Genomic DNA, 24,254 nt, shown 5'->3' on the forward strand with positions numbered 1-24,254 from the left:
GGGCCGGGCGCGCGGCGGGTGCGGGCGCGGCGGCGCGCACCGGCGCGGGCTTGGGCGCGGGCGGCGGCGGCGCCGCGGCAGCCGGCGCCGGCTCGGCGGCGCGCGACTCCTCCTTGGTCGTCACCGGCGACGGGCGCGACTGGAGGCCGAGGCGATGCGCCTTGCCGATCACCGCGTTGCGGCTCACGCCGCCGAGCGCCTCGGCGATCTGACTGGCGGTCTGACCCGCCTCCCACATCGTCTTCAGCGTGTCGATCCGCTCGTCGGTCCAGGACATCCTTGTCTTCCTCTAGCGTTCCGGTTGCGGGCGCGCGCCGCAGCGGTTACCCGCACAGGCGATGAGCAGCCAGCCTCCTACCGGACATATTCCGTCAGCCATCAGGCACGCCCCCGGCGAACCGGTGATCCGGAACGTCAACTGGGGCGGCCTGCGAACCCTCTATGTGAAGGAGGTGCGCCGTTTCTTCAAGGTGCAGCTCCAGACGGTCTGGGCGCCGGCGGTGACGACGCTGATGTTCCTCGTCATCTTCACCGTCGCGAACGGCGCGCGCAGCCCGGTCAACGTCGGCGGCGCGCCCGTCGCCTTCGCCGACTTCATCGCGCCCGGGCTGATCGTGATGGGCATGCTCAACAACGCCTTCGCGAACGCCAGCTTCTCGCTGCTGGTCGGCAAGATCCAGGGCAATATCGTCGACTATCTCCAGCCGCCGCTGTCGACCAGCGAGCTGCTGGCGGCGCTGGTCGGCGCGGCGGTGACCCGCGCCTTCTGCGTCGGCTGCGCGGTGTGGCTGGCGATGGCGCTGTGGCCGGGGGTGCACGTGACCCCGGTGCACCCGCTGGCCGTGCTGTGGTTCGGGCTGCTCGGCGCGATGTTCCTGTCGTTCGCTGGCGTGCTCACCTCGATCTGGGCGGACAAGTTCGACCATGCCGCGGCGGTGACCAATTTCCTGATCGCGCCGCTGACCCTGCTGTCGGGCACCTTCTACTCGGTCGACCATCTCGCGCCCGCGTTCCGCGCGTTCAGCCACGTCAACCCGTTCTTCTACGTGATCTCGGGCTTCCGCTACGGCTTCCTCGGCAGCGCCGACTCGCCGGTGGCGGTGGGCAGCGTGGTGATCCTGGCGATCGACGTCGCGCTGGGCGTGCTGTGCTACGTGCTGCTGAAGCGCGGGTGGAAGCTGAAGAGCTGACCCGCGCGAGCTTCTCCCCGCTCGCTGGAGGGGAACCATGCGGAGCATGGTGGAGGGGGATCTCCGCGAGCGCTGCGCCGCGAGGAGAGCCCCCTCCGTCAGCGCTGGCGCGCTGCCACCTCCCCGCGAGCAGGGAGGATCTAATCGGTCACGAAGTCGGCGATTGCCTGGCCCAGCTCGGGCTTGGTCACCGCGCTCATGTGATTGCCCGGGATCTCGGCATAGCGCGCGTTCGGCAGCGCGTCGGCGAGCGCCGCGGCCGAGCCGTTATCGTGATCGTCGGCGCCGCTGAGCACCAAGGTCGGGCGGTCGAGCGTCGCGAGCTGCTCGGCGGGCGTGCTCGCGAACGTGTCGATCACGCCGAGCAGCGCGACCGGGTCGCCGCCGGTGGTCTTGAGGAACGCCTCGGCGAGCCACTCGGGGCTGCCACGCTCGTGCTGGCCGAGTCGGGTGAGGATGTGGCGGAAATGATCGGCGCGCCGCTCGGCGCCGACGATCCCGTCCAGCCCCATGCCGGCGAGCACCACGCGCCGCGGCGTCGCGCCGCGCGCGAGCATCCGCACCACGGTGCGCGCGCCGAGCGAGTAGCCGCCGAGGTCATAGTCCGTCAGACCGAGATGCCGCACCAGGGCCTCGCCGTCCATGGCCAGCGCGTCGGGCGGGTAAGCCGCGGGGTCGTGCGGCTTGCCGCTCTCGCCGTGCGCGCGCAGGTCGGCCATGACGACGCGGACACCGCGTGCCGCGATCGCTTCGGCGTGGCCGTAGCGCAGCCAATTGGTGCGCGCGTCCGAGAAATAGCCGTGGATCAGGACCAGCGGGCGCCCCTCGCCGAGCTCCCGCCAGGCGATCGGATGGCCGTCGAAACTGTCGAGGAAGCGCGTCTCAGTCGGGGAGCTTGCCACTCGTTTCCATCCACTTGCTGACGATATGGGGGAGCTCGTCGGTGCGCTTGGCGGGCAGGCCAGCGGTGTCGACCCAGGCGGCGTGGCGACCCTCGACGCCGAAATGGCCGACCGGACGGAGTGAGCCAGCGTCGTCGAAGCTGCCGACGGTGAGGTCGAGCTGGTCGGCGCCGTTCCCCTCATAGGTGAGCGGCGTGCCGCAGTCGCGGCAGAAGCCGCGCCGCGCGATCGGCGAGGAGCTGCGACGGTCGGGCTCTCGCGTGATCCAGGTGACCGAGTCGCGACGTACCTGCTTGAGCGCGGCGAACACGCCGCCGGTCGCGCGCTGGCACATGCGGCAGTGGCACAGATAGGCGTCGTCGTCCTCGACCCGCACGGCGTAGCGCACGGCGCCGCACTGGCACCCCCCGGTCATCTCGCGCGCCATGTCGCCACTCCCATCCCTCGAGGATCGCGGCCTAGCGCGATGGCGCGACCGGGTAAACGCGCCCCACGGCCCGCCCCGGCCGCGCGACGTTCCACCTCGAGGCGAGGCGCCGAGGGGCTCGGTCTCCTCGGCACGAGCGGATCAGGGGCGGAACGCGACCGGCGTGCCCGTCGTCCCGCTCACTCCCCGTCGGCGAACACCGCGTCGAAGGCGGCATCGTCGGTCTCGTCCGCCTTCTTGAGGTGGCGGCGGCCGAGCAGTTCCGCGATCTGCACCGCGTTGAGCGCCGCGCCCTTGCGGAGATTGTCGCTGACGCACCAGAGCGCGAGCCCGTTCTCCACCGTCGGGTCCTCGCGCACGCGGCTGACATACGTGGCATCGTCGCCCGCGCTCTCGATCGGGGTGACATAGCCGCCGTCCTCGCGTTTATCGACCAGCATCACGCCGGGCGCCTCGCGCAGGATGCGCTGCGCGTCCTCGGCCGACAGCTCGTTCTCGAACTCGATGTTGAGCGCCTCGGAATGGCCGACGAACACCGGCACGCGCACGCAGGTGGCCACCACCTTGATCTTGGGATCGAGGATCTTCTTGGTCTCGACCACCATCTTCCACTCTTCCTTGGTCGACCCGTCGTCCAGGAAGCTGTCGATATGCGGGATCACGTTGAAGGCGATCTGCTTGGTGAACTTCTTCGGCTCGGCCGGGTCGCCGACGAAGATGTTGCGGCTCTGCTCGAACAGCTCGTCCATGCCGATCTTGCCCGCGCCCGAGACCGACTGGTAGGTCGCCACCACCACGCGCTTGATCGTGGCGGCGTCGTGCAGCGGCTTGAGCGCCACCACCATCTGCGCGGTCGAGCAGTTCGGGTTGGCGATGATGTTCCTGCGCTTATAGCCGTCGATCGCCGCGGCGTTCACCTCGGGGACGATCAGCGGCACGTCCGGGTCCATGCGGTAGAGCGACGAATTGTCGATCACGACGCAGCCCGCCGCGGCGAACTTGGGCGCGTAGACCTTGGTCGCCTCGCTGCCGATCGCGAACAGCGCCATGTCCCAGCCGGCGGGATCGAAATGCTCGATGTTCTTGATCGTGAGCATGCGGCCGGTGTCGCCGTACTCGATCTGGTCGCCGGTCGAGCGCGACGACGCCAGCACCGCGATCTCGTCCGCCGGGAAGTCCCGCTCGGCGAGGATGTTCACCATCTCGCGCCCGACGTTGCCCGTGGCCCCCGCCACCACCACCCGATAGCCCATCTCTCGTCCTTCCCGGCGCGCTCGGCGCGCGCAGCTTGACCCCGCGGCGGCCCTAATGCGCCCGCCGCGTGCGCGACAGCAAGCTTTACTTGGGGCCGCTGCCCACCTGCGCGTCGAGGAAGCGCTCGATCGTCGTCCACACGTGGATGTCGCGCACCGCCGAGTGGGTCTTGCCGGGATAGAACATCAGCTCGAACGGCATGTCCGCCGCCTGCAGGCTCGCCGCCACCTTGGTGGAATTGTCGAGGAAGACGTTGTCGTCCGCCATGCCGTGCAGCAGCAGCAGCGGCGTGGTGACGCGCTTCGGGTCGCGCACCGCGCGCGACGCGTCATAGGCGGCGGCGTCGGTGCGGGGGTCGCCCATGTAGCGCTCGGTATAATGCGAGTCGTAGAGGTGCCAGTCGGTAACCGGCGCGCCCGAGATCGCCGCGGCGTAGAGGCCGGGATCGGCCTCGATCATCTTGAGCGACATATAGCCGCCGTAGGACCAGCCGTACGTGGCGATCCGCTTCGGGTCGACGTAGTTCAGCGTCTTCAGATACGTGGCACCGGCGCGCTGGTCGGCGACCTCCACCGTGCCCATCGCGTGCCAGATCGCGCTCTCGAACGTGACCCCGCGATTGGCCGAGCCGCGATTGTCGAGCTCGAAATAGATCCAGCCGCGGTCGACGATGTGCTGGATCAGCGGGTTCTTCCAGTCGCGCGCGACGTTCTGCGGCCCCGGGCCGCCGTAATGCTGGAAGAACACGGGGTAGCGCTTGCCGGGCTGGAGCCTGGGCGTGACCATCTGCCAGTGCAGCTCGGTGCCGTCCTCCGCCCGGATCGTCCCGAACGTGGTCGGGCGGTGCGCGGCAAGGTAGGGCGCATAGGGGTGATCACCCTCGACCCTGTTCTCGTTGACCCAGGCCAGCCGCTTGCCGGTGGCGTCGGCGAGATAGACCTGCGGCGGCTGGTTGGGGTTGGAGCGCGTGACCAGGAAGCGCTGCGCCGCGCCGTCGGCAGTCACGCTGTTCTGCCAGCCGCGCTCGGTCAGCCGCTCGGGCGTGCCGCCGGCGAGCGGGACGACGTAGAGCTGCTGCTCCAGCACGTCGTCCTTGTTGGCCATGAAATAGACCTTGCCGGCGGCCTCGTCGACCGAGACCAGCCCGGTGACCACCCATGGCCCCTTGGTCAGCTGGGTCCACGTGCCGCCGCGCAGCAGCCAGAGGTGGCCGTAACCGTCGCGCTCGGAGCGCCACAGCAGGCCGCCGTCGGCGAGCGCGCGATAGCTGTCGGTGAGGTTGATCCAGCTGCGCGGCGCCGCGGTCTCGCCGAACAACAGCGTCGCTTGGCCCGTGGACGGGTCGACGCGGAGCACGTCGAGCCTGGTCTGCGCGCGGTTCTCGCGCTGGACGAGCAGCGCCGAGCCGTCGGGCAGCCAGTCCACCCGCGCGAGATAGATGTCGGGGTCGGTGCCGAGGTCGACCTTCACCTGGCCCTTGCCATCGGCGCGCATCACGTGAAGCTCGACCGCGACGTTGGGCGTACCCGCGGCGGGGTAGCGCTGCTGGTAGATGCTGGTGCCGGTCGCGCCGATCGCGGCGCGGGTGAAGACCTGCACCGGCGCCTCGTCGAAGCGCTCGACCGCGACGTAGCGGTCATCGGGGCTCCACCAATAGCCGGTCCGCCGGTCCATCTCCTCCTGCGCGACGAACTCGGCCTCACCGAAATGGACCGTGCCCCCGCCGCCCTGGGTGAGCGCGCGCGCGGCGCCGCCGACGAGCGGCTGGAGCCACAGGTTCTGGTCGCGAACGTAGCTGACATAGCCGCCGCGCGGGGACACCTCGCCGTTCAGTACGCCCCCTTTCACCTCGGTCAGCCGCCGCGTCGCGCCGTCGAGCCCGGCCAGGTAGAGGTCACCGTCGGCCGGGACCAGCAGCTGACGCCCGTCCGGCGACCAGTCGTAGCGGATGATCCCGGTCAGCGCGCCGATGCGCGCGCGCTCGCGCTGCATCTTCTCCGCCTCGGACAAGGCCGCGCCGCTGCCGACGCGCGTGCTGTCGACCAGCATCCGCTCCTGCCCGGTGGCGGGGTCGCGCGCCCAGAGGTCGAGGCGAAAGCGATCGTCGGCGCGCGGACGGAGAAAGGTGAGCAGCCGGCCGTCGGGCGAGAGCTTGAGCGCGCGCGGCTGCTGGCCGCCGAGATCGGGCGCGGCGAAGATGCGGTCGAGCGTGAGGCGCTGCGGGGCAGGTCTCGTCGCGCGCGCCTGCGCGGACTCAGCCACGAGCGCTCCCGTTGCTACCGTCGCGAGCGCCAACACCGCCAACCATGAACGCATCCATTCCTCCGGGACTGCGACCCGGGCCCGGGCGCGCCGCCCTTATCGCGGCGGGAGGCGGTGAGGTAAAGCGTCACCCATGCTGTCGTGGTGGGAGCGCCCTTTCCTCCGATAGACCGCCGACGACGACACGAGCACTCCCCATCAAAGAGACACCACCCCCGGCGGACACCGCGGTCCAGTCGGGAAGGCGTGGGTGGCAGTCACCAGCGTTCCCCACCTGGACCCCGGCGCTCGCCGGGGTGGCACGTAGATGTATGGGGCCCGCTCCGCACTCCTCCAGCGACGGCAAGCCGGCGGTGCGATGCCCGCCAACCTCCACGAGAAAGGGGCGCGGCGGTCTCCCACCGCGCCCCTCGCGCTCCTGTCGGAACCGGGACCGCTTACTCGGCCGCCGCCTGCACGCGGTTGTCGCGGCGCTCGGCGATGCGCGCCGACTTACCCGTGCGGCCGCGCAGATAGTAGAGCTTGGCGCGACGCACCGCGCCCTTGCGCACCACCTCGATCGAGTCGACGTTGGGCGAGTAGAGCGGGAAGACGCGCTCCACACCCTCGCCGAAGCTGATCTTGCGGACGGTGAACGACGAGCCCATGCCCTTGTTCGAGCGCGCGATGCACACGCCCTCGAAGTTCTGGACGCGGGTGCGCTCGCCCTCGACCACCTTCACGCCGACCTTCAGCGTGTCGCCGGGGCGGAACTCGGGGAGCTTCTTGCTCTCGTGGAACTTGGCGATCTGCTCGGCCTCGAGCGTCTGGATCAGGTTCATCGCGTCAATCCTTACTTCCGTGCCGCGCGCCAGAGGGCGAGCCGACCCGAGCGCCCTCGTGGCGCTCCCACAGGTCTGGCCGCCGTAGCCGTGTGTCGATCTCGGCCTGTGACTGACGCCACGCCGCGATCCTCGCATGATCCCCCGATCGCAGCACCTCGGGGATCGTGCGCCCTTCCCATTCGACAGGTCGGGTGTAGTGCGGATATTCGAGGAGGCCGCTCTCGAAGCTCTCCTCGTCCCCGCTCGAAGCCGCGCCCATTACGCCGGGAAGCAGCCGAACGCAAGCGTCGAGCAGCACCAGCGCCGCCATCTCGCCGCCCGAGAGGATATAGTCGCCGATGGAGAGCTGCTCCACCGCGCGCGCCTCGAACAGGCGCTCGTCGAACCCCTCGAACCGGCCGCACAGCAGCACCGCGCCATCGCCGGCGGCGAGGTCGCGGACGCGACGCTGCGTCAGCGGCGCGCCGCGCGGGGTGAGCGCGATCAGCGGGCGACCGTCGGCGTGCGCGTCGACCGCGCGGCTCACGACATCGGCGCGCAGCACCATCCCCGCCCCGCCGCCCGCGGGCGTGTCGTCGACGGTGCGATGGCGATCCTCGGTGAAGTCGCGGATGTTGACCGCGTCGCAGGTCCACCGCCCCTCACGCAGCGCGCGGCCGGCGAGTGCGGTGCCGAGCGGGCCGGGGAACATCTCAGGGTAGAGCGTCAGGATCGTGGCGCGGAAGGTCATCGCGTCCAATTCTCGACGGCGAGGCCGGGGACGCCCGCGAAGTCGCGCTCATTGTTGGTGACAAGGGTGGCGTTGAGCGAGAGCGCGTGCGCGGCGATCAGCAGGTCGAAGCTGTGACGGCGCGGCGACGTCGATGCCGCTAGGGTGCCGTAGCGCTCCGCCGCGGCGCGGTCGAAATCATGAACGCCCAGCACCCCGACGAAAACGTCGAGCCGCGCCTCGTCCGCGGTATCCACACCGGGGCGGTTGGCGCCGTAGCGCAATTCCGCCAGCGTGATCGTCGACAGGCCGAGGTCACGGCCGTTCTGCGCGCGGATCCGTGCGCGCAGCCGCTCGCTCCGCGCGAGCGCGAAGTCGATGCAGACGTTGGTATCGAGCAGGTACATGCGTCAGGCGGCAGTGTCGCGAGCGGGCGTGCGCCAGTCGCGCTCGTCCTGCTCGATCTCGCCGCGCCCCGCCGCCATGAACTCGGGCGAGAAGGCGCCGTAAAGGCCATCCAGCACCGCCGCCGCCTGATCGTCGCGCCAGACGCTGCACGAGCCGTCGCGGTGCGGCACCAGCGTGACATCGTCGCCCTCCTCGAAGCCCAGCGCCTTGGGCAGGCGCAGCGCGACCGAATTGCCGGACTTGAACACCTTGGCGCGATATTCGTTACTCATCGCCGATCTCCCGTATGCACGGGATGTATATACAGGCGGGGACGACAGCAAGATGGACGACTGCCTCATCATCGGTGCCGGGCCCGCCGGACTAACCGCCGCGATCTACCTCGCGCGCTATCATCTCTCGATCCGGCTGCTCGACTCGGGCTCGAGCCGCGCCGCGATGATCCCGTGCACGCACAATCACGCCGGCTATCCCGACGGGGTCGCGGGCACCGAATTGCTGCGACTGATGCTCACCCAGGCGGAGAAATACGGCGCGCGGCGCGAGCCCGTGATGGTGACGGCGCTGGCACGCGACGGCGACGGCTTCGTCGCCACCACCGACCAGGGCACGTACCGCGCGCGCACCGTGCTGCTGGCGACCGGGGTGGTGAACCACCGCCCGCACGGGCTGCTCCCCGAGGTGCACGACCCGGCGCTGGCGCGCGGGCTGCTGCGCTACTGCCCGGTGTGCGACGGCTATGAGGTGACCGACCGGCGCGTCGCGGTGATCGGCACCGGCGATCGCGGCATGCGCGAGGCGCTGTTCCTGCGCGGCTTCACGCGCGACATCACGCTGATCGCGCCCGAGGCGGAGCATCTGCTCGACCCCGCCTGCGCCGACGCGCTCGACGACGCCGGGGTGGTGCGCGTCGACGGACCCTGCGGCGGCTATGCGATCGAGGACGACCGCCTCGCGCTCGACACCGCGCGCGGGCGCATGGCGTTCGACAGCATCTACCCCGCGCTCGGCTCGCGCATACGCTCGCACCTGGCGATCGAGGCGGGCGCGCGCGCGAGCGAGGACGGCTGCCTCGAGGTGGACGACCATCAGCGCACCAGCGTGCCGGGGCTCTTCGCGGCGGGGGACGTGGTGAAAGGGCTGGACCAGATCAGCCATGCCATGGGCGAGGCCGGCGTCGCCGCGACGACGATCCGCAACCTGCTGGCGGAGCAGCGGCCGCTGCGGCGCTGAGCGTGAGGACCTTACCCGCTCTCGGCGTCGTCCCGAACTTGTCTCAGGATCTACTGCTCCGCGAGTGCCACTGCGGCACGGTGGATCCTGAAACAAGCTCGGGATGACGGCGAAGGGAAGGAAGAAGAGGACCGTTCGCCTCCCCTCACTCGACGAAGCCGGCCTCTACCACCAGCCGCTCGCGGTCCCACTCGGGCACCGCGTTCATCGGCACCATGAAGCGCGTGCCGCCGTCACGCTCGATCTCGATCACGTCGCCCGCGCCGAAATTCTCCACCGCGACGACGCGCCCGACCTGCTCGCCGTCGGTCGACACCGCGGTGAGCCCGAGCAGGTCGGCGTGATAATATTCACCCTCGCCCAACGGCGGCAGATCCGCGCGCTTGACGGTGAGCAGGGTGCCGCGCAGCTGCTCCGCGGCGCTGCGGTCGGTTACCTCGGCGAAGCGCGCGATCGTGCCGTCGCGCAGCTTCACCAGCGTGAGCGCGCCGCCGTTGAACGAGCGGTGCGCGTCGAGCGCCTCGGCGAAGACCTTGAGGCGCACCTCGCCGGCGACGCCGTGCGCCCCCGCCACGGCGGCGAGCACCACCGTGTCGGGGTCGGCCGGCGCCGCGTCAGCCCTGGTCGGGCGAGCCGGGGCCGCCGGCGGGGGCGTCGTCGTCCCCCTCGGCGGGCTGCTCGCTCGAGACGCCCCGGTTGGTCGCGTCCTGGGTGGTCGAGTCGTCATCGTCGTCGGGCGCCGTGCGCGGGTCGGGGTCGATCATCATCCTGTGTCACTCCGGCTCTCGGTGGAACCGGGTAACGCGCCAGACGACGATCGGCTTCCCCGCGCCGCTTACTCCGCGCTCGCCGCCTCGGGCTCGGCGGCCTCGGCCGGGGCCGCGGCGGCCTCCTGCTGCGCCTTCAGCTTCTCGGCGCGCTCCTCGGCCCGCTCCTTGGCCTTCTCGCCCGGCTCGCCCTTCTTCGGGTTGCTGCGCACGGCGCGCTCCTTCACGCCCGCGGCGTCGAGGAAGCGGGCGACACGGTCGGTCGGCTGCGCGCCCATGCCGAGCCAGTGCTTGGCGCGCTCGCCGTCGAGCACGATGCGCTTCTCGTCGTCCTTGCCCAGCAGCGGGTTGTAGTTACCGATCTTCTCGATGAACTTGCCGTCGCGCGGGCTGCGCGCGTCGGCGACGACGATGCGGTAATAGGGACGCTTCTTCGAGCCGCCGCGCGACAGGCGAATGCTGAGTGCCATGGTATTCGTCTTCCTTCTGTCTGTCTGTGCCCCGGCACGCGCCGGGATCGTCTAGGTGATGGTCGTCACGTCCGCGCCGCCGGGGCGCGCACCGCTACTTCTTGAACCGGAAACCGGGCGGCAGGCCGCCCGGGATGTTGCCGGGCAGACCGCCGCCGGGGAGCCCGGGCAGCCCCGGACCGCCGCCCGGGCCACCGAGCTTGCCCATCATGTCGCCCATGTCGGCGCCGCCGATGGCGTTGCCCAGGCCGCCGAGGCCGCCCTTGCCGAGCATCGCCATCATGCCCTTCAGGCCGCCCATCTTCTTGATCTTCTTCATGGCGGTCGACATCTCGAGGTGCATCTTGAGGAGCTTGTTGACCTCCTGCACCGTCGTGCCGGAGCCCTTGGCGATGCGGATCTTGCGCTTGGCGTTGATCAGCTCGGGCTTGGCGCGCTCCTTGACCGTCATCGAGCCGATCATCGCGTCGAGATGGACCAGCATCTTGTCGCTGCCCGGCACCGAGTCCATCGCCGCCTGCGCCTTCTTCATGCCCGGCAGCATGCCGGCGAGCGCGCCCAGCCCGCCCATGCGCTTCATCTGCGCGAGCTGGCCGCGCAGGTCGTTCATGTCGAACTGGCCCTTGGCGAGCCGGCTCGCCATGCGCTCGGCGTCCTCCTGCTGGATCGACTCGGCGGCGCGCTCGACCAGGCTGACGACGTCGCCCATGCCGAGGATCCGCCCCGCGACTCGGCTGGCGTGGAAGGCCTCGAGCGCGTCGAGCTTCTCGCCGACGCCGGCGAACTTGATCGGCTTTCCGGTGACCGCGCGCATCGACAGCGCGGCGCCGCCGCGCGCGTCGCCGTCCATGCGGGTGAGCACCACGCCGGTGAGCGGCACCTGCTCGGAGAAGTTCTGCGCGACGTTGACCGCGTCCTGGCCGGTCAGCGAGTCGACGACGAGCAGGATCTCCTGCGGCGCCGCCACCTCGGCGACCGCCTTCATCTCGTCCATCAGCGCCTGGTCGACGTGGAGCCGGCCCGCGGTGTCGAGCATCAGCACGTCGAAGCCCTGGAGCCTCGCGGCCTGGAGCGCGCGGCGCGCGATCTCGACCGGCCGCTGGCCCGCGACGATCGGCAACGTGGCCACCTCGACCTGCGTGCCGAGCGTGGCGAGCTGCTCCTGCGCGGCGGGGCGGTTGACGTCGAGCGACGCCATCAGCACCTTCTTGGCCGAGCGCCCCGTCATCGAGCTGCTCGACAGGCGCTTGGCGATCTTGGCGGTGGTCGTGGTCTTGCCCGAGCCCTGCAGGCCGACCATCATCACCACCGCGGGGGGCGCGACGTTGAGCTGGAGCTCGGCCGCGGCGGGATCGTCGCCGCCCAGCATCCGCACCAGCGCGTCGTTGACGATCTTGACGACCTGCTGCCCCGGCGTGACCGAGCGCAGCACGTTCTGCCCGACCGCTTCCTCGGTGACCTCGTCGACGAAGGCGCGCGCGACCGGCAGCGCGACGTCGGCCTCGAGCAGCGCGACGCGCACCTCGCGCATCGCCGCGCGCACGTCGGCCTCGGTCAGCGCGCCGCGGCCACGCAACCGGTCGAAGACGCCGCCGAGACGATCGCTGAGGCTATCGAACATCGTGTATCCTTCCCATCCGCCGCCAAACGCAAAAGCGCCGGCGGGCGAAACCTCGCCGGCCAGCGGGCACCACATGGGCGCATGTCGATCGCGTTCAACGGTGGAACGTGCGGCGGCTGTTAGAGGAAGTGCGCGCGCGATGCAAGGTGGGGCGGAGGCGCGGCGGGAGCGGAGTGGACGGACGAGGCTGATTGGCCGTGCGACTTGGAGAGAGCCGCCTTCAGGACAGACAGCACGGGGGACGACTTACCAACCAGCTACCGGTATGCGGCACAACCCGCCTCCTCGTCATCCCTGCGAAGGCAAGGATCCAGACACGCTGACGCCCGTGAAAGGGCTGCGACGTCAACGCGTCTGGATCCCCGCCTGCGCGGGGATGACGGCGGGAGCGGCCTGCCCACCCCGCCCCCCTACCCCAGTCGCGCCAGCGCCGCCGCGAAGCGCTCCGCGTCCGCCGCTTTCTCGGCGTGGTCGGCGCGCGCCTTCTCCACCGCCTCGGGCTTGGCGCGCTCGACGAAGCTGGCGTTGCCGAGCCGCCCCGCCAGCGAGTCGCGCTCCTTCTCCGCCGCGGCGAGCGACTTGTGCAGCCGCTGGCGCTCCGCCTCCAGGTCGATCACGCCTTCCAGCGCGAGCGAGAACGTCTCCGCCCCCCATAGGATCGGCGCGCGCGCCCCGCTCGCCTCGCCCGGCGTCAGCGTGACGCGCGCGAGCCGCTCGACGTAGGGCGCGATCGAGGTCGGCACGCTGCCCGCCCCGGTGTGGAGCGCGATCCGTGCGCCCGGCGGCACGTTGAGCTCGGCGCGCGCCCCGCGCACTGCCTCGACCAGCTCGATCAGCCGCTCCACCTCCTGCTTGGCGGCAGGATCGAGCGCGCGCGCGTCCGCCATCGGCCAGTGCGCGACGATCAGCTCGTGCGCGCGCGGCGCCAGCGCGTGCCACAGTTCCTCGGTGATGAAGGGCATGAAGGGGTGGAGCAGCACCAGGATCTGGTCGAGCACCCAGCCCGCGACCGCCTTGGTCTCCTCGTCCACCTGTCCCTTGATGAGCTCCAGATACCAGTCGCAGAAGCGGCTCCACACGAACTGGTAGATCGCGTTGGCGGCGGCGTCGAAGCGATAGTCGGCGAGCGCGAGGTCGACCGCCTGCACCGTCGCCACCGTCTCGGCGAGGATCCATTTGTTCACGGGATTCGCCGCGACGGGCGGCTCCAGCGCGGTCGAGCCGCCGATCCCGTTGGCCTGGGCGAAGCGGCTGGCGTTCCACAGCTTCGTGGCGAAGTTGCGATAGCCCTCGACGCGCCTCTCATCCATCTTGATATCGCGCCCCTGGCTCTCCATCGCCGCCATGAAGAAGCGCAGCGCGTCGGCGCCGTAGCGGTCGATCAGCCCGAGCGGGTCGACGGTGTTGCCCTTGGACTTGGACATCTTGGCGCCGTCGGCGGCGCGCACCAGGCCGTGCAGGTAGAGCGTGCGGAACGGTACCTCGCCCATGAAGTGCATGCCCTGCATCATCATCCGCGCGTCCCAGAAGAACAGGATGTCGAAGCCCGAGACGAGCACGTCATTGGGGTAGCGGCCGCTTAGCGTGCGGTCAGCGGCGTCGGGCCAGCCCATCGTCGCGAACGGCCAGAGCGCGCTGGAGAACCAGGTGTCGAGCACGTCGGGGTCGCGCGTCAGCGCTACGCCAGCGCCCGCCTCGGCCTGCGCCTCGGCCTCGGTCTCGGCGACGTAAGCGCGCCCTTCCGCGTCGAACCACGCCGGGATCTGGTGGCCCCACCACAATTGCCGCGACACGCACCACGGCTGGATGTTCTCCATCCAGTTGAAGAAGGTCTTCTCCCACGACTTGGGCACCAGCCGGATCGCGCCCGAGCGCACCGCCTCGATCGCGGGCTTGGCCAGCGTCGCGGCGTCGACATACCATTGGTCGGTCAGCCACGGCTCGATCACCGCGCCCGAGCGGTCGCCGAACGGCGTCTGGATCACGCGCGGCTCGGCGTCGTGCGCGACATCCTCCTTGTCGACGTGCGGGATCAGCACGCCCGCCTCCTTGAGCCGCGCCACCACCAGCCGCCGAGCATCCTGCTCGGCCCCGGCGTCGTTGCCGGGCAGGTCGAGGAACTCAGCGGGGATCAGCCCGTCCGCGGTCTGCACCACACGCGCCTTGGCATCGAGCATGTTGAGCATGTCGCGCGCCTCGATCCCGGCGCGGCGGCCGACCTCGAAGTCGTTGAAGTCGTGCCCTGGCGTGATCTTCACCGCGCCCGAGCCGAGCGCCGGGTCGGCGTGCTCGTCGGCGACGATCGGGATCAGCCGGCCCGTGATCGGCAGCCGCACCTGCTGGCCCACCAAAGCGGTGTAGCGCGCGTCCTCGGGATGCACCGCCACCGCCATGTCGGCGAGCATCGTCTCGGGGCGGGTCGTCGCCACCTCGATCGAGCCCGAGCCGTCCGCGAGCGGGTAGCGCAGCCGCCAGAAATGGCCCCGCACCTCGCGCGTCTCGACCTCCAGGTCGCTGATCGCGGTGCCGAGGCCGGGATCCCAGTTCACCAGGCGCTTGTCGCGGTAGAGCAGCCCCTGCCGGTGCAGCTCGACGAAGACCTTGAGCACCGCGCGCGAGAAGCCCTCGTCCATGGTGAAGCGCTCATTGGCCCAGTCCATCGAGCAGCCGAGCCGGCGCAGCTGGCGCGTGATCTCGCCGCCGCTCTCCGCCTTCCACGCCCACACCCGCGCGACGAAGTCCTCGCGCGACAGGTCGGTGCGCTTCTCGCCCTTGGCCGCCATCTGGCGCTCGACCACCATCTGCGTGGCGATGCCGGCGTGATCGGTGCCGACCACCCAGAGCGCGTCCTTGCCCTTGAGCCGGGCGTGGCGCGTGAGGATGTCCTGCAGCGTGTTGTCGAGCGCGTGGCCGATGTGGAGCGAGCCCGTCACGTTGGGCGGCGGGTTGACGATCGTCCAGGGCTCGGCGGAGGGCCGCTCGGGGCGGAACAGGCCCTTGTCTTCCCAGTGCGTGTACCAGCGGCGCTCGATCGCGGCGGGGTCGAAGGTCTTGGCGAGCTCGGTCATGGCTCGGCGGCTATCCCGCGTCGGGCCAAAAGGGAAGACCGCGCCGCCGCGGCATAGCAGAAGGGCCGCCCCGGCTTCCCGGGACGGCCCTGCTGTCAGCCTCGCGGCGCGCGCGGGTCAGGCGGCGACGTCGTAGTCCTCGTCGGTCACCACCGGGCCCGAATCCTGCCCCTTGGCGGCGACGTCGCGGTCGACGAACTCGATGATCGCCATCGGCGACGCGTCCGAGGCGCGGATGCCCGCCTTGATCACGCGGGTGTAGCCGCCGTTGCGCGACGCGTAGCGCGGCGCGAGCACGTCGAACAGCTTCACCAGCTGCGCGTCGTCGAGCAGCCGCGCGTGGGCGAGACGACGGTTGCTGAGGCCGCCCTTCTTGCCGAGCGTGATCAGCTTCTCGATGTACGGGCGCAGCTCCTTCGCCTTGGCGACGGTGGTGGTGATCTGCTCGTGCTTGATCAGCGCGGCCGACATGTTGCGGAACAGCGCCTGGCGATGGGCCGAGGTGCGCTGCAGCTTACGACCGCCAACTCTATGACGCATGGTCTTTCCTTTCGTTCGTCAGGGGGCCGTGCGAGGTACCCCGGGCCCGGTGGGGACGTTTGAGCCCACCATGTTCACGTCGCTCCCGTGGGAGCCTCTATAGTATAGGAAACCGGGTGGCACCGCGGCGAAGCCGCGGCGTCGGTCGGGTGCCGCCTGCGGCACCCGCCGGCCGGGGCAATCCGTCCCGCGCATAGCTCACGCTACGCGCGTGCGGATCAGCCCATGATCTCCTGCTCGAGCTTCTTGGCGACTTCCTCGATATTCTCGGGCGGCCAGCCCGGGATCTCCATCCCCAGCCGCAGCCCCATCGACGAGAGCACTTCCTTGATCTCGTTGAGCGACTTGCGCCCGAAGTTCGGGGTCCGCAGCATCTCCGCCTCGGTCTTGCCGACCAGATCACCGATATAGATGATGTTGTCGTTCTTGAGGCAGTTGGCCGAGCGCACCGAGAGTTCGAGCTCGTCGACCTTCTTGAGCAGGTAGCGGTTGATCTGCGCGGTGTCGCTGGCGACCTCGCCCCCCGTCGCCGCCGGCGCCGCGACGCCGACCGGCGCCGAGCGGGTGACCGACGAATCGTCGAAGTGGACGAACAGCGCGAGCTGGTCCTGCAGGATGCGGCCGGCATAGCCCACCGCGTCCTCGGGGGTGACGGTGCCGTCGGTCTCGATCGTCAGCGTCAGCTTGTCGTAATCCAGGTCCTGCCCGACGCGGGTCGGGTCGACCTTGTACGACACCTGGCGCACCGGCGAGTAGAGCGCGTCGACCGGGATCAGCCCGATCGGCGCGTCGGCCGGCCGATTGTTGACCGCGGCGACATAGCCCTTCCCGACGTCAGCGGTGAGCTCCATGTTGAGCGTCGCGCCCTCGTCGAGGTGGCAGATCACCAGCTCGGGGTTCATCACCTCGATGTCGCCCGACACCGCGATGTCGCCCGCCTTCACCTCGGACGGCCCGCTCGCGGAGAGCTGGAGGCGCTTCGGCCCCTCGCCCTGCATGCGGATCGCGATCTGCTTGACGTTGAGGACGATGTCGGTGACGTCCTCGCGCACGCCGGCGAGCGAGCTGAACTCATGCAGCACGTTCTCGATCTTGATCGAGGTCACCGCGGCACCCTGCAGCGAGGAGAGCAGGACGCGGCGCAGCGCGTTGCCCAGCGTCAGCCCGAAGCCGCGCTCCAGCGGCTCGGCGACGAAGGTCGCCTTGCGCTTGCCATCACCGCTCTTCTTCTCGAGCTGGTTGGGCTTCTTCAGTTCTTGCCAGTTCTTTGCGTTGACAGACAAGCTCTCGTCCCCTGGGGTTGGGCCGGCGCTGGCGGGCGCCGACCGGGTAATGGACGCAGCCGCTCGTCAGCGGCCACGCGAAGAACATCGGATCAGACGCGACGCCGCTTCGACGGACGCACGCCGTTGTGCGGGATCGAGGTCACGTCGCGGATCGACGTGATCTGGAACCCGACCGCCTGCAGCGCGCGCAGCGCCGACTCGCGGCCCGAGCCGGGGCCCTTGACCTCGACCTCGAGCGTGCGGACGCCGTGCTCGGCGGCCTTCTTGCCCGCGTCCTCGGCGGCGACCTGCGCCGCGTACGGGGTCGACTTGCGGCTGCCCTTGAAGCCCATCATGCCCGCGGACGACCAGCTGATGGCATTGCCCTGCGCGTCGGTGATGGTGATCATGGTGTTGTTGAAGCTGGCGTTCACGTGAGCGACGCCCGCGGTGATGTTCTTGCGTTCGCGCCGGCGAATGCGCTGCGGTGCCTGAGCCATGTGGTGTTCCTGACCTGTATTTCCAAGACGGAGGCCGGGAGGCTGTCAGCCTCGGACCTGCCTCCGGCGGAGGAGAAGACGAGAATAGTCGCCCGGACTATTCTCTTACTTCTTCTTGCCCGCGATCGGCTTCGCCTTGCCCTTGCGGGTGCGCGCGTTGGTGTGCGTGCGCTGGCCGCGGACCGGCAGGCCCTTGCGGTGACGCAGGCCGCGGTAGCAGGCGAGGTCCATCAGGCGCTTGATGTTCATCGCGGTCTCGCGACGAAGGTCACCCTCGACGGTGTAGCCGGCATCGATCGCCTCGCGGATCTGCAGGACTTCCTGATCGGTCAGGTCCTGCACGCGCCGCTCCGACGTGATGCTCAGCTTCTCGGTGATCTCCTTGGCCTTGGCCGGACCGATGCCGTGGATATAGGTCAGCGCGATCACCACGCGCTTGTTGGTCGGGATGTTAACACCCGCGATACGTGCCATGTGCTATATGTCTCCTGTGCTCCACGGGAAGCGGCATGGCTGCACGCATCCCATCTCAACGCATTGCCTTCCGCGCTCCCGCCCCGAGTCGCTCCCCGACGAACGCAGGAAACGCGACGTGCGCACAAGTGCGACGCCGTCGAGTGGGAGGTTGGAAGGAAGGGCCGATAAGCGGGCGCGAACGCACTGTCAAGCAAGCGGTTCCGAGTCGCGTCGCGCCGCCCGCCGCAGCGCGGCCCATTTGCGCAGCGCCACGACGAACCAGGCGAGCTCGACCAGCCCGAACGGCCACGCGCCCTGGAGGAAGCCGTACGCCGAGCCCATCAGGCAGCCCAGCGCGAACAGCAAGGTCCAGTACGGCGCCCGCTCTTCCATCATATAGCACAAGAGCATGAAGGTGACGGCGAACAGGCCGAAGAGGGTCAGGGCGTCCATGCGGCCCGGTGTGGCGCATCGCGACGCGGTCGGCCAGTCACGTCGCGCGCGTGAGACCCCGATCCGAGATCTCCGGCTCCGAACGATGATTGGGGGCCGGGCACCCGCCCGATCTCCGGCGTTGTCCCGACCTCGTTCTCGGGTCCACGAGTTCGCAGGTGCCGTGGCGGCCGAGTAGGCGGTGCAGCGAATCCTGACCGGAACTCGGGATGACGCCGCTTGGGCGTCGGATGGGGCGGCGCGCTCACCGACGATCGCCGCGCCCATCGGCCAGAGACGCGAAGAGCCGGCGGAGGACAGGGAACCCTCCGCCGGCCTCGTCACCACCGGGAGAGAAGGTGACGAGTTCGTATTGTCTTCGGCGATCGGGCGACGACCACCGCCGCCCGTGACGTCTCTCTAGCCCCGTCGCCGCGTCCGCAGCGTGGCAGCCGCATGAACTTTCCGTCATGTCTGTGAAAATGCGACCGTATCGGTGCCAGTCGCCGCGCCGAGCCACGCGGCGGGCGGCGCCCGCATCTCGCGTCGCGCTTGTGCGTTCGGCCGACATGGACGAACTACAGCGGGCCTACGCCTCGATCGAGACGCCGCACCTGCGCGCCCGCGCCGCGGTGGAGGTCACGCCGGCGGGGCTGCTCGCGCTCGGCGGGATGGTGGCGACGATCCTCGCGGGTAGCGCGGCGATCGTGCTCGCCGCGCGTCGCCCAGCCGCGCCGCCGCGACTCAGCGACCGCCGAGGATCGACTCGATCGCGGCGGTGACCTGGCCGATCTCGGCCATGCCGTCGACGCGGCGAACGAGTCCGCGCGACTCATAGATCGGGATGATCGGCGCGGTCTTGGCGCGATACTCGGCCATGCGAGTCCGCACCGTCTGCTCGTTGTCGTCCGGCCGGCGCTTGAAGTCGCTCGCGCCGCAGACGTCACACACGCCCTCGACCTGCGGCCGCTTGAACGTGTCGTGATAGCCCGTGCCGCAGACCGCGCAGGTGAAACGCCCCACGATCCGCTCGACCAACGCGTCCTCGTCGACCTCTAGCTCGATCACATGGTCGAGCGACTGACCGCGCTCGGCCAGCAGCAGGTCGAGCGCGTCGGCCTGCGCCGCGGTGCGCGGATAACCGTCGAAGATCGCACCGCTGCCGGTGCCCGCGTCCATCCGCTCGCCGATCAGCGCGGAGACGATCGCGTCGGAGACGAGCTCGCCCGCCTCCATCACCGCCTTGGCCTGCAGGCCCACCGGCGTGCCCGCCTTCACCGCGGCGCGCAGCATGTCCCCGGTGGAGAGCTGGACCATGCCGCGCTCCTCGACGAGCCGCTGCGCCTGGGTGCCCTTGCCCGCCCCCGGCGGCCCCAGCAGAATGATGTTCACGAGATAACGCCTCCCTGTCGCGTCGTCCCGCGCCCCGCGCTCAGCGGCGGCGCGCGCCCTTCAGTTTCGCCTTCTTGATCAGGTCGCCATACTGGTGCGCCAGCAGGTGCGACTGGATCTGGGTGACCGTGTCCATCGTCACGTTGACCACGATCAGCAGGCTGGTGCCGCCGAGATAGAAGGGGATCGACAGCGCCGACACCAGATACTCGGGGACGACGCAGATGAACGTCAGATAGGCCGCGCCGATCACCGTGATGCGGGTCAGCACATAGTCGAAATAGCTCTCGGTGTTCTTGCCGGGGCGGATGCCGGGGATGAAGCCGCCGTAGCGCTTCAGGTTCTCCGCCGTCTCCTCCGGGTTGAACACCACCGCGGTGTAGAAGAAGGAGAAGAAGATGATGCCCGCGGCGTAGAGCGCCATGTACACTGGCGAGCCGTGCTGGAGATATTGGTTCAGCCCGATAAGGATGTCGCCGAAGCGGCTCTCGCCCGAGACGCGGTTGCCCGCGAACTGCGTGATCGTCAGCGGCAGCAGCAGCAGCGACGAGGCGAAGATCGGCGGGATCACGCCCGCGGTGTTGATCTTGAGCGGCAGATGGCTGCGATCGGCCTGCATGCCGCGCTGCGTCTGGCGCTTGGGATATTGGATCAGGATGCGGCGCTGCGCGCGCTCCATGAAACAGATCAGCAGGATGAGCCCTGCGACCACCGCGACGATCAGCACCACCGAGATCGGGTTCATCGAGCCCGAGCGCCCGCCCTCGAGCAGGTTCACCAGCGTGGTCGGCAGATGCGCGACGATGCCCGCCATGATGATCAGCGAGACGCCGTTGCCGATGCCGCGGCTGGTGATCTGCTCGCCCAGCCACATCAGGAACATGGTGCCGCCGATCAGCGAGATCACCGCGCCGACGCGGAACACCATGCCCGGCTCGATCACCGCGCCGCCGGCCTCGAGCCCTCGTGCGATGAAATAGCCCTGCACCGCGGTCAGCGCGACCGTGCCGTAGCGGGTGTATTGGTTGAGCTTCTTGCGCCCCGACTCGCCTTCCTTCTTGATCGCGGCGAGCTGCGGGCTGAGCGAGGTGGCGAGCTGCACCACGATCGAGGCGGTGATGTACGGCATCACGCCGAGCGCGATCAGCGACGCGCGCGACAGCGACCCGCCCGAGAAGGTGTTGAAGAAGTCGAGCACGCCGCCCTTCATCCGGTCGGCGAGCACGCCGAGCTGGGTCGGGTCGATCCCGGGCAGCGGCACGTAGCTCAGCAGCCGGAAGACGATCAGCGCACCGATCGTGAACCACAGCCTTTTCTTGAGGTCGGTCGCCTGGGCGAATTTCGCGAGGCTGATGCTCTGCGCCATCTGGTCGGCTGCGGATGCCATCGTGTCGGTGTATCCTGGAAACGAAGAACGGCGGGATGCGTTTGTACCGCCCCGCCGCTCATATAGGCGCAAGAGGCGCCTTGTCTAACCCGGGACGGCGGAAGCACGGCATTTAGGCGAGCGCCCTCCAGCCCCTGCCCGTCACATCGGCACCTGTTCCGGCGTCCGCCGCGCCCTCCAACCCTCGATCGAGGATGCGCGGCGCGGTAGACCGGGGACAGCTTCGGTAAGACGGTGCGGGCGGGTCACCGGCGCGCGACCCAGGCCGCGCGCCGGGGGCGACTTACGCCTGCTGCGCCTGCTTGCGCGCGGCCTGGGCGGTGCGGTGCTTGGCCTTGTGCTTGTCAGCCGCCGGGACGACCTCGGGCACGGTGACCGAGCCGCCGAGCTTCTCGACCGCCTCGCGCGCCGACGCCGACACGCCCGCGACGGTGAAGTTCAGCTTGGTGGTCAGCTCGCCCTTGCCGAGCAGGCGGACGCCGTCCTTGCCCCCGCGCGCCAGGCCGGCCGCCTTGAGCGCGGCGTGATCCAGGTCGGTGCCGGTCAGCTTGCCCGACTCGATCGCCTTCTGGATCTCGCCGAGGTTCACCGTGGCATAATCCTTGGCGAAGATGTTGTTGAAGCCGCGCTTCGGCAGCCGCATGTGGAGCGGCATCTGGCCGCCCTCGAAGCCGGCGATGCTGACGCCCTCGCGGCTCTTCTGGCCCTTCTGGCCGCGCCCGGCGGTCTTGCCCTTGCCCGAGCCGATGCCGCGGCCGACACGGATCTTGCGGTGGCGGGCGCCTTCGTTGTCGCGGAGTTCGTTGAGCTTCATGATATGCACTCGCTTTCGCTTCTGTCGCGCTGGAAAATAGGAAGGGGGCCGACTAGCCCCCTTCCCTCGTCTTGTCACTAGTCAGGTGGGGCGGCTCAGCCCTCGACCACCTCGACCATGTGCTGCACCTTGCGGATCATGCCGCGCACCTCGGGGCTGTCCTGCAGCTCCGCGACGCGGTGCATCTTGTTGAGGCCCAGGCCGACGAGCGTCGCGCGCTGGTCCTTGGTCCGCCGGATCGGCGAGCCGGTCTGCTTCACCTTGATCGTCGCCATGTCGCTCACTCCACCACTGCCGCGGCATCCGCCTCGGCGGTCGCCGCGTCCGCGCCGTGCGCGCGGCCGAGCAGGTCGGCGATCTTCTTGCCGCGACGCTGCGCCACCGACTTCGGCGACGTCTGCGTGCCCAGCGCCTCGAAGGTCGCGCGGATCATGTTGTACGGGTTCGAGGTGCCGACCGACTTGGTCACCACGTCGGCGACGCCGAGGCTCTCGAACACCGCGCGCATCGGACCGCCGGCGATGATGCCGGTGCCCTGCGGCGCCGAGCGCAGCGTCACGCGACCCGCGCCGAAGTGGCCGTTGCCGTCGTGGTGCAGCGTGCGCCCCTCCTTGAGCGGGACGCGGACCATCTTCTTCTTGGCCGCGGCGGTCGCCTTGGAGATCGCCTCGGGGACCTCGCGCGCCTTGCCGTGACCGAAGCCGACGCGGCCCTTGCCGTCGCCCACCACGACCAGCGCCGCGAAGCCGAAGCGCTTGCCGCCCTTCACCGTCTTCGAGACGCGGTTGATGTGGACGAGCTTCTCGATCAGCTCCTCGCCGCCGTCGTCGTTGTTGCGCCGGTCGTCGCGTCGGCCGCCGCGGCCGCCGTCACGCCCACCGCGCCCACCGCGGTCGTTGCCGCCGCGGCCACCGCCGCCGCCACGGCCGCCACGCGCGCCGCGCGGGGGGCCATTGTCCTGCGGGGCGGCCTGCGCCGGTGCCGCATTGGCCTCGGCCTCGGGCGCCTGCGTCTGCTGGTTCTCGTCAGCCATGTCTTAGAACTCCAGTCCGGCTTCGCGCGCGGCCTCGGCCAGCGCCTTCACCCGGCCGTGAAAGAGGAAGCCGCCGCGGTCGAACACGACCTGCGTGACACCGGCGGCCTTGGCCGCCTCGGCGACGCGCTTGCCCACCTCGGTCGCGGCCGCGACGGTCGCGGTCTTGCCGTCATGTCCCGCCAGCGTCGAGGCCGAGGCCACGGTGTGGCCGGCGGCGTCGTCGATCACCTGGGCATAGATGTGCTTGCCCGAGCGATGGACCGACAGGCGCGGACGCGTGCCGGCACGAGCGCGCAGCGCGGTGCGGTTGCGGCGACGCCGCTTGTCGAAAAGCGAAAGACCCTTGGTCACTTCTTCTTCCCTTCCTTACGGAAGATATACTCGCCGTCGTACTTGATGCCCTTGCCCTTGTACGGCTCGGGCTTACGCCAGCGGCGGATCTCGGCGGCCAGCTGGCCGACGCGCTGCTTGTCCGCACCGCTGATCTCGACGGTGGTCGCGTCCGGCGTCTTCACCTCGATGCCCTCGGGCACCTCGATGTTGACGTCGTGGCTGTAGCCGAGCTGCAGGCGCAGGTTGCGCCCCTGCGCCGCGGCGCGATAGCCCACGCCGGTGATCAGCAGCTTCTTGGTGAAGCCCTCGGTCACGCCGGTGACGAGGTTCTGTACCAGCGTCCGCTGCATGCCCCAGAAAGCGCGCGCGCGCTTGGTCTCGTTGGCCGGCTGCACGCCGATCGAGTCACCCTGCACGTCGTAGCTGATCAGGTCCGACAGCGGCATGGTCAGCGTGCCCTTGGGGCCCTTGACCGACAGCTCGTTGCCGTTGCGGGTGGCGGTGACACCCGACGGGATCGGGACCGCTTTCTTGCCGATGCGGCTCATCAGAACACCTCCGCCAGCACTTCGCCGCCGACGTTCTGCTCGCGCGCCTCGGCGTCCGACAGAACGCCCTTCGGCGTCGACACGATCGTGATGCCCAGGCCGTTCATCACGCGCGGCAGCTCGGTGGCGCCGGAGTAGATGCGACGGCCCGGCTTCGAGACGCGCGCGACATGCTTAATCGCCGGCTGACCCTCGAAATACTTGAGCTCGATGCGCACGCCCTTGGTGGACGCGCCCTTGCCGAGCGCGAGCTCCTCCTCGGAATAGCCGCGGATGTAGCCCTCGCGCTGGAGCACGTCGAGCACGCGGACGCGCAGCTTCGACGCGGGCGACAGCACGCTGTCCTTGCGCGCGCGCTGGCCGTTGCGGATGCGGGTGAGCAGGTCACCCAGGGGATCGGTCACTGCCATCGTACG

General features: G+C 69.8%; 30 protein-coding genes. 3 read left to right on the plus strand and 27 right to left on the minus strand.

Going from position 1 to position 24,254, the window contains the following annotated elements:
- Positions 1 to 277 (minus strand): GcrA family cell cycle regulator (locus tag KZ813_RS04925; protein WP_219753871.1); only part of this gene is annotated, 277 nt, incomplete at its 3' end.
- Positions 278 to 338: 61 nt separating this feature from the next.
- Between KZ813_RS04925 and KZ813_RS04930 the strand changes: the two genes are divergently transcribed.
- Positions 339 to 1,190 (plus strand): ABC transporter permease, encoded by an 852-nt coding sequence (locus tag KZ813_RS04930; protein ID WP_219753872.1) that lies wholly within the window; start codon positions 339 to 341, stop codon positions 1,188 to 1,190.
- A gap of 140 nt (positions 1,191 to 1,330) precedes the next feature.
- On the opposite strand, the gene KZ813_RS04935 is transcribed toward KZ813_RS04930, so the two are convergent.
- The 8 genes from KZ813_RS04935 to KZ813_RS04970 form a co-directional block, all read right to left on the minus strand.
- Complete coding sequence (locus KZ813_RS04935) at positions 1,331 to 2,092, minus strand: alpha/beta fold hydrolase (RefSeq protein ID WP_219753873.1); 762 nt, start codon at positions 2,090 to 2,092, stop codon at positions 1,331 to 1,333.
- A complete protein-coding gene (locus KZ813_RS04940) occupies positions 2,073 to 2,519 on the minus strand; it encodes a GFA family protein (protein WP_219753874.1) in 447 nt (148 codons plus the stop codon). The genes KZ813_RS04935 and KZ813_RS04940 overlap by 20 nt, the downstream gene beginning before the upstream one ends.
- A 179-nt stretch (positions 2,520 to 2,698) precedes the next feature.
- A complete protein-coding gene (locus KZ813_RS04945) occupies positions 2,699 to 3,772 on the minus strand; it encodes an aspartate-semialdehyde dehydrogenase (RefSeq protein ID WP_219753875.1) in 1,074 nt (357 codons plus the stop codon).
- An 85-nt stretch (positions 3,773 to 3,857) separates the two neighbouring features.
- Positions 3,858 to 6,089 (minus strand): S9 family peptidase, encoded by a 2,232-nt coding sequence (locus tag KZ813_RS04950; RefSeq protein WP_219753876.1) that lies wholly within the window; start codon positions 6,087 to 6,089, stop codon positions 3,858 to 3,860.
- 383 nt (positions 6,090 to 6,472) lie between these two features.
- Positions 6,473 to 6,856 carry a 50S ribosomal protein L19 gene (rplS, locus tag KZ813_RS04955; RefSeq protein ID WP_219753877.1) on the minus strand — a complete coding sequence of 128 codons (384 nt, stop codon included), beginning with the start codon at positions 6,854 to 6,856 and terminating at the stop codon, positions 6,473 to 6,475.
- A 4-nt stretch (positions 6,857 to 6,860) separates the two neighbouring features.
- Positions 6,861 to 7,589 (minus strand): tRNA (guanosine(37)-N1)-methyltransferase TrmD, encoded by a 729-nt coding sequence (gene trmD, locus KZ813_RS04960; RefSeq protein ID WP_219753878.1) that lies wholly within the window; start codon positions 7,587 to 7,589, stop codon positions 6,861 to 6,863.
- The gene (locus KZ813_RS04965; protein WP_219753879.1) at positions 7,586 to 7,975 is read right to left on the minus strand and encodes a type II toxin-antitoxin system VapC family toxin; all 390 of its coding nucleotides are present in this window, start codon (positions 7,973 to 7,975) and stop codon (positions 7,586 to 7,588) included. The genes trmD and KZ813_RS04965 overlap by 4 nt, the downstream gene beginning before the upstream one ends.
- A gap of 3 nt (positions 7,976 to 7,978) precedes the next feature.
- The gene (locus KZ813_RS04970) at positions 7,979 to 8,248 is read right to left on the minus strand and encodes an antitoxin (protein WP_219753880.1); all 270 of its coding nucleotides are present in this window, start codon (positions 8,246 to 8,248) and stop codon (positions 7,979 to 7,981) included.
- Between the two features lie 52 nt (positions 8,249 to 8,300).
- Between KZ813_RS04970 and KZ813_RS04975 the strand changes: the two genes are divergently transcribed.
- The gene (locus KZ813_RS04975) at positions 8,301 to 9,209 is read left to right on the plus strand and encodes an NAD(P)/FAD-dependent oxidoreductase (RefSeq protein WP_219753881.1); all 909 of its coding nucleotides are present in this window, start codon (positions 8,301 to 8,303) and stop codon (positions 9,207 to 9,209) included.
- Positions 9,210 to 9,354: 145 nt separating this feature from the next.
- Here KZ813_RS04975 and rimM read toward each other — a convergent pair whose 3' ends face one another.
- The 10 genes from rimM to KZ813_RS05025 all read right to left on the minus strand — a co-directional run bounded on the left by rimM (position 9,355) and on the right by KZ813_RS05025 (position 18,349).
- Entirely contained in the window at positions 9,355 to 9,798 is a 444-nt protein-coding gene (gene rimM, locus KZ813_RS04980) for a ribosome maturation factor RimM (protein ID WP_219754277.1), read from the minus strand.
- A gap of 25 nt (positions 9,799 to 9,823) precedes the next feature.
- On the minus strand, positions 9,824 to 9,976 hold the full coding sequence (locus KZ813_RS04985; protein ID WP_219753882.1) for a hypothetical protein: 153 nt from the start codon (positions 9,974 to 9,976) through the stop codon (positions 9,824 to 9,826).
- Between the two features lie 68 nt (positions 9,977 to 10,044).
- A complete protein-coding gene (gene rpsP, locus KZ813_RS04990; protein WP_219753883.1) occupies positions 10,045 to 10,446 on the minus strand; it encodes a 30S ribosomal protein S16 in 402 nt (133 codons plus the stop codon).
- Between the two features lie 94 nt (positions 10,447 to 10,540).
- The gene (gene ffh / locus KZ813_RS04995; RefSeq protein WP_219753884.1) at positions 10,541 to 12,067 is read right to left on the minus strand and encodes a signal recognition particle protein; all 1,527 of its coding nucleotides are present in this window, start codon (positions 12,065 to 12,067) and stop codon (positions 10,541 to 10,543) included.
- Between the two features lie 410 nt (positions 12,068 to 12,477).
- Positions 12,478 to 15,135: a valine--tRNA ligase gene (locus KZ813_RS05000; RefSeq protein WP_219753885.1), complete on the minus strand. Its 2,658-nt coding sequence runs from the start codon at positions 15,133 to 15,135 to the stop codon at positions 12,478 to 12,480.
- A 117-nt stretch (positions 15,136 to 15,252) separates the two neighbouring features.
- Positions 15,253 to 15,675 carry a 50S ribosomal protein L17 gene (gene rplQ / locus KZ813_RS05005; RefSeq protein WP_219753886.1) on the minus strand — a complete coding sequence of 141 codons (423 nt, stop codon included), beginning with the start codon at positions 15,673 to 15,675 and terminating at the stop codon, positions 15,253 to 15,255.
- Between the two features lie 218 nt (positions 15,676 to 15,893).
- Positions 15,894 to 16,958 carry a DNA-directed RNA polymerase subunit alpha gene (locus tag KZ813_RS05010; protein ID WP_219753887.1) on the minus strand — a complete coding sequence of 355 codons (1,065 nt, stop codon included), beginning with the start codon at positions 16,956 to 16,958 and terminating at the stop codon, positions 15,894 to 15,896.
- Between the two features lie 92 nt (positions 16,959 to 17,050).
- Positions 17,051 to 17,440, minus strand: a complete 390-nt coding sequence (gene rpsK, locus KZ813_RS05015) for a 30S ribosomal protein S11 (RefSeq protein ID WP_019516037.1) — start codon at positions 17,438 to 17,440, stop codon at positions 17,051 to 17,053.
- A 105-nt stretch (positions 17,441 to 17,545) separates the two neighbouring features.
- Complete coding sequence (gene rpsM / locus KZ813_RS05020) at positions 17,546 to 17,914, minus strand: 30S ribosomal protein S13 (RefSeq protein ID WP_219753888.1); 369 nt, start codon at positions 17,912 to 17,914, stop codon at positions 17,546 to 17,548.
- Between the two features lie 189 nt (positions 17,915 to 18,103).
- The gene (locus KZ813_RS05025) at positions 18,104 to 18,349 is read right to left on the minus strand and encodes a hypothetical protein (RefSeq protein WP_219753889.1); all 246 of its coding nucleotides are present in this window, start codon (positions 18,347 to 18,349) and stop codon (positions 18,104 to 18,106) included.
- A gap of 548 nt (positions 18,350 to 18,897) precedes the next feature.
- Here KZ813_RS05025 and KZ813_RS05030 point away from each other — a divergent pair.
- Positions 18,898 to 19,110, plus strand: a complete 213-nt coding sequence (locus KZ813_RS05030) for a hypothetical protein (protein WP_219753890.1) — start codon at positions 18,898 to 18,900, stop codon at positions 19,108 to 19,110.
- Here the strand turns inward: KZ813_RS05030 and KZ813_RS05035 are convergent.
- The 8 genes from KZ813_RS05035 to rpsH all read right to left on the minus strand — a co-directional run bounded on the left by KZ813_RS05035 (position 19,073) and on the right by rpsH (position 24,248).
- Positions 19,073 to 19,720 carry an adenylate kinase gene (locus KZ813_RS05035; protein ID WP_219753891.1) on the minus strand — a complete coding sequence of 216 codons (648 nt, stop codon included), beginning with the start codon at positions 19,718 to 19,720 and terminating at the stop codon, positions 19,073 to 19,075. The two genes, KZ813_RS05030 and KZ813_RS05035, sit on opposite strands and share 38 nt — an antisense overlap.
- Before the next feature lie 40 nt (positions 19,721 to 19,760).
- Positions 19,761 to 21,107 carry a preprotein translocase subunit SecY gene (gene secY / locus KZ813_RS05040; protein ID WP_219753892.1) on the minus strand — a complete coding sequence of 449 codons (1,347 nt, stop codon included), beginning with the start codon at positions 21,105 to 21,107 and terminating at the stop codon, positions 19,761 to 19,763.
- Between the two features lie 283 nt (positions 21,108 to 21,390).
- Complete coding sequence (gene rplO, locus KZ813_RS05045) at positions 21,391 to 21,921, minus strand: 50S ribosomal protein L15 (protein WP_219753893.1); 531 nt, start codon at positions 21,919 to 21,921, stop codon at positions 21,391 to 21,393.
- A gap of 95 nt (positions 21,922 to 22,016) precedes the next feature.
- Positions 22,017 to 22,196, minus strand: a complete 180-nt coding sequence (gene rpmD, locus KZ813_RS05050) for a 50S ribosomal protein L30 (protein ID WP_132909151.1) — start codon at positions 22,194 to 22,196, stop codon at positions 22,017 to 22,019.
- Positions 22,197 to 22,201: 5 nt separating this feature from the next.
- The gene (gene rpsE, locus KZ813_RS05055) at positions 22,202 to 22,954 is read right to left on the minus strand and encodes a 30S ribosomal protein S5 (protein WP_258046442.1); all 753 of its coding nucleotides are present in this window, start codon (positions 22,952 to 22,954) and stop codon (positions 22,202 to 22,204) included.
- A 3-nt stretch (positions 22,955 to 22,957) separates the two neighbouring features.
- Entirely contained in the window at positions 22,958 to 23,308 is a 351-nt protein-coding gene (rplR, locus tag KZ813_RS05060; RefSeq protein WP_219753894.1) for a 50S ribosomal protein L18, read from the minus strand.
- The gene (gene rplF, locus KZ813_RS05065; protein ID WP_219753895.1) at positions 23,305 to 23,838 is read right to left on the minus strand and encodes a 50S ribosomal protein L6; all 534 of its coding nucleotides are present in this window, start codon (positions 23,836 to 23,838) and stop codon (positions 23,305 to 23,307) included. The genes rplR and rplF overlap by 4 nt, the downstream gene beginning before the upstream one ends.
- Positions 23,838 to 24,248, minus strand: a complete 411-nt coding sequence (gene rpsH, locus KZ813_RS05070; RefSeq protein WP_132909147.1) for a 30S ribosomal protein S8 — start codon at positions 24,246 to 24,248, stop codon at positions 23,838 to 23,840. The genes rplF and rpsH overlap by 1 nt, the downstream gene beginning before the upstream one ends.
- Positions 24,249 to 24,254: the final 6 nt, after the last annotated feature.

The organism is Sphingomonas folli, from assembly GCF_019429525.1.
Classification (GTDB): domain Bacteria; phylum Pseudomonadota; class Alphaproteobacteria; order Sphingomonadales; family Sphingomonadaceae; genus Sphingomonas; species Sphingomonas folii.

What these genes read in the sequence shown, in the direction of transcription:
- KZ813_RS05025 (WP_219753889.1), bottom strand. Translation starts at nt 18,349, where the DNA reads ATGGACGCCCTGACCCTCTTCGGCCTGTTCGCCGTCACCTTCATGCTC.
- rplQ (WP_219753886.1), bottom strand. Translation starts at nt 15,675, where the DNA reads ATGCGTCATAGAGTTGGCGGTCGTAAGCTGCAGCGCACCTCGGCCCAT.
- KZ813_RS04965 (WP_219753879.1), bottom strand. Translation starts at nt 7,975, where the DNA reads ATGTACCTGCTCGATACCAACGTCTGCATCGACTTCGCGCTCGCGCGG.
- rplO (WP_219753893.1), bottom strand. Translation starts at nt 21,921, where the DNA reads ATGAAGCTCAACGAACTCCGCGACAACGAAGGCGCCCGCCACCGCAAG.
- KZ813_RS04930 (WP_219753872.1), top strand. Translation starts at nt 339, where the DNA reads ATGAGCAGCCAGCCTCCTACCGGACATATTCCGTCAGCCATCAGGCAC.
- rplS (WP_219753877.1), bottom strand. Translation starts at nt 6,856, where the DNA reads ATGAACCTGATCCAGACGCTCGAGGCCGAGCAGATCGCCAAGTTCCAC.
- rpsK (WP_019516037.1), bottom strand. Translation starts at nt 17,440, where the DNA reads ATGGCTCAGGCACCGCAGCGCATTCGCCGGCGCGAACGCAAGAACATC.
- KZ813_RS04950 (WP_219753876.1), bottom strand. Translation starts at nt 6,089, where the DNA reads ATGCGTTCATGGTTGGCGGTGTTGGCGCTCGCGACGGTAGCAACGGGA.
- rpsM (WP_219753888.1), bottom strand. Translation starts at nt 17,914, where the DNA reads ATGGCACGTATCGCGGGTGTTAACATCCCGACCAACAAGCGCGTGGTG.
- rpmD (WP_132909151.1), bottom strand. Translation starts at nt 22,196, where the DNA reads ATGGCGACGATCAAGGTGAAGCAGACCGGCTCGCCGATCCGGCGGACC.
- rpsH (WP_132909147.1), bottom strand. Translation starts at nt 24,248, where the DNA reads ATGGCAGTGACCGATCCCCTGGGTGACCTGCTCACCCGCATCCGCAAC.
- KZ813_RS04985 (WP_219753882.1), bottom strand. Translation starts at nt 9,976, where the DNA reads ATGATGATCGACCCCGACCCGCGCACGGCGCCCGACGACGATGACGAC.
- KZ813_RS04940 (WP_219753874.1), bottom strand. Translation starts at nt 2,519, where the DNA reads ATGGCGCGCGAGATGACCGGGGGGTGCCAGTGCGGCGCCGTGCGCTAC.
- rpsP (WP_219753883.1), bottom strand. Translation starts at nt 10,446, where the DNA reads ATGGCACTCAGCATTCGCCTGTCGCGCGGCGGCTCGAAGAAGCGTCCC.
- rpsE (WP_258046442.1), bottom strand. Translation starts at nt 22,954, where the DNA reads ATGGCTGACGAGAACCAGCAGACGCAGGCGCCCGAGGCCGAGGCCAAT.
- secY (WP_219753892.1), bottom strand. Translation starts at nt 21,107, where the DNA reads ATGGCATCCGCAGCCGACCAGATGGCGCAGAGCATCAGCCTCGCGAAA.
- KZ813_RS04975 (WP_219753881.1), top strand. Translation starts at nt 8,301, where the DNA reads ATGGACGACTGCCTCATCATCGGTGCCGGGCCCGCCGGACTAACCGCC.
- KZ813_RS04945 (WP_219753875.1), bottom strand. Translation starts at nt 3,772, where the DNA reads ATGGGCTATCGGGTGGTGGTGGCGGGGGCCACGGGCAACGTCGGGCGC.
- ffh (WP_219753884.1), bottom strand. Translation starts at nt 12,067, where the DNA reads ATGTTCGATAGCCTCAGCGATCGTCTCGGCGGCGTCTTCGACCGGTTG.
- KZ813_RS05000 (WP_219753885.1), bottom strand. Translation starts at nt 15,135, where the DNA reads ATGACCGAGCTCGCCAAGACCTTCGACCCCGCCGCGATCGAGCGCCGC.
- KZ813_RS04970 (WP_219753880.1), bottom strand. Translation starts at nt 8,248, where the DNA reads ATGAGTAACGAATATCGCGCCAAGGTGTTCAAGTCCGGCAATTCGGTC.
- KZ813_RS05030 (WP_219753890.1), top strand. Translation starts at nt 18,898, where the DNA reads ATGGACGAACTACAGCGGGCCTACGCCTCGATCGAGACGCCGCACCTG.
- rplF (WP_219753895.1), bottom strand. Translation starts at nt 23,838, where the DNA reads ATGAGCCGCATCGGCAAGAAAGCGGTCCCGATCCCGTCGGGTGTCACC.
- trmD (WP_219753878.1), bottom strand. Translation starts at nt 7,589, where the DNA reads ATGACCTTCCGCGCCACGATCCTGACGCTCTACCCTGAGATGTTCCCC.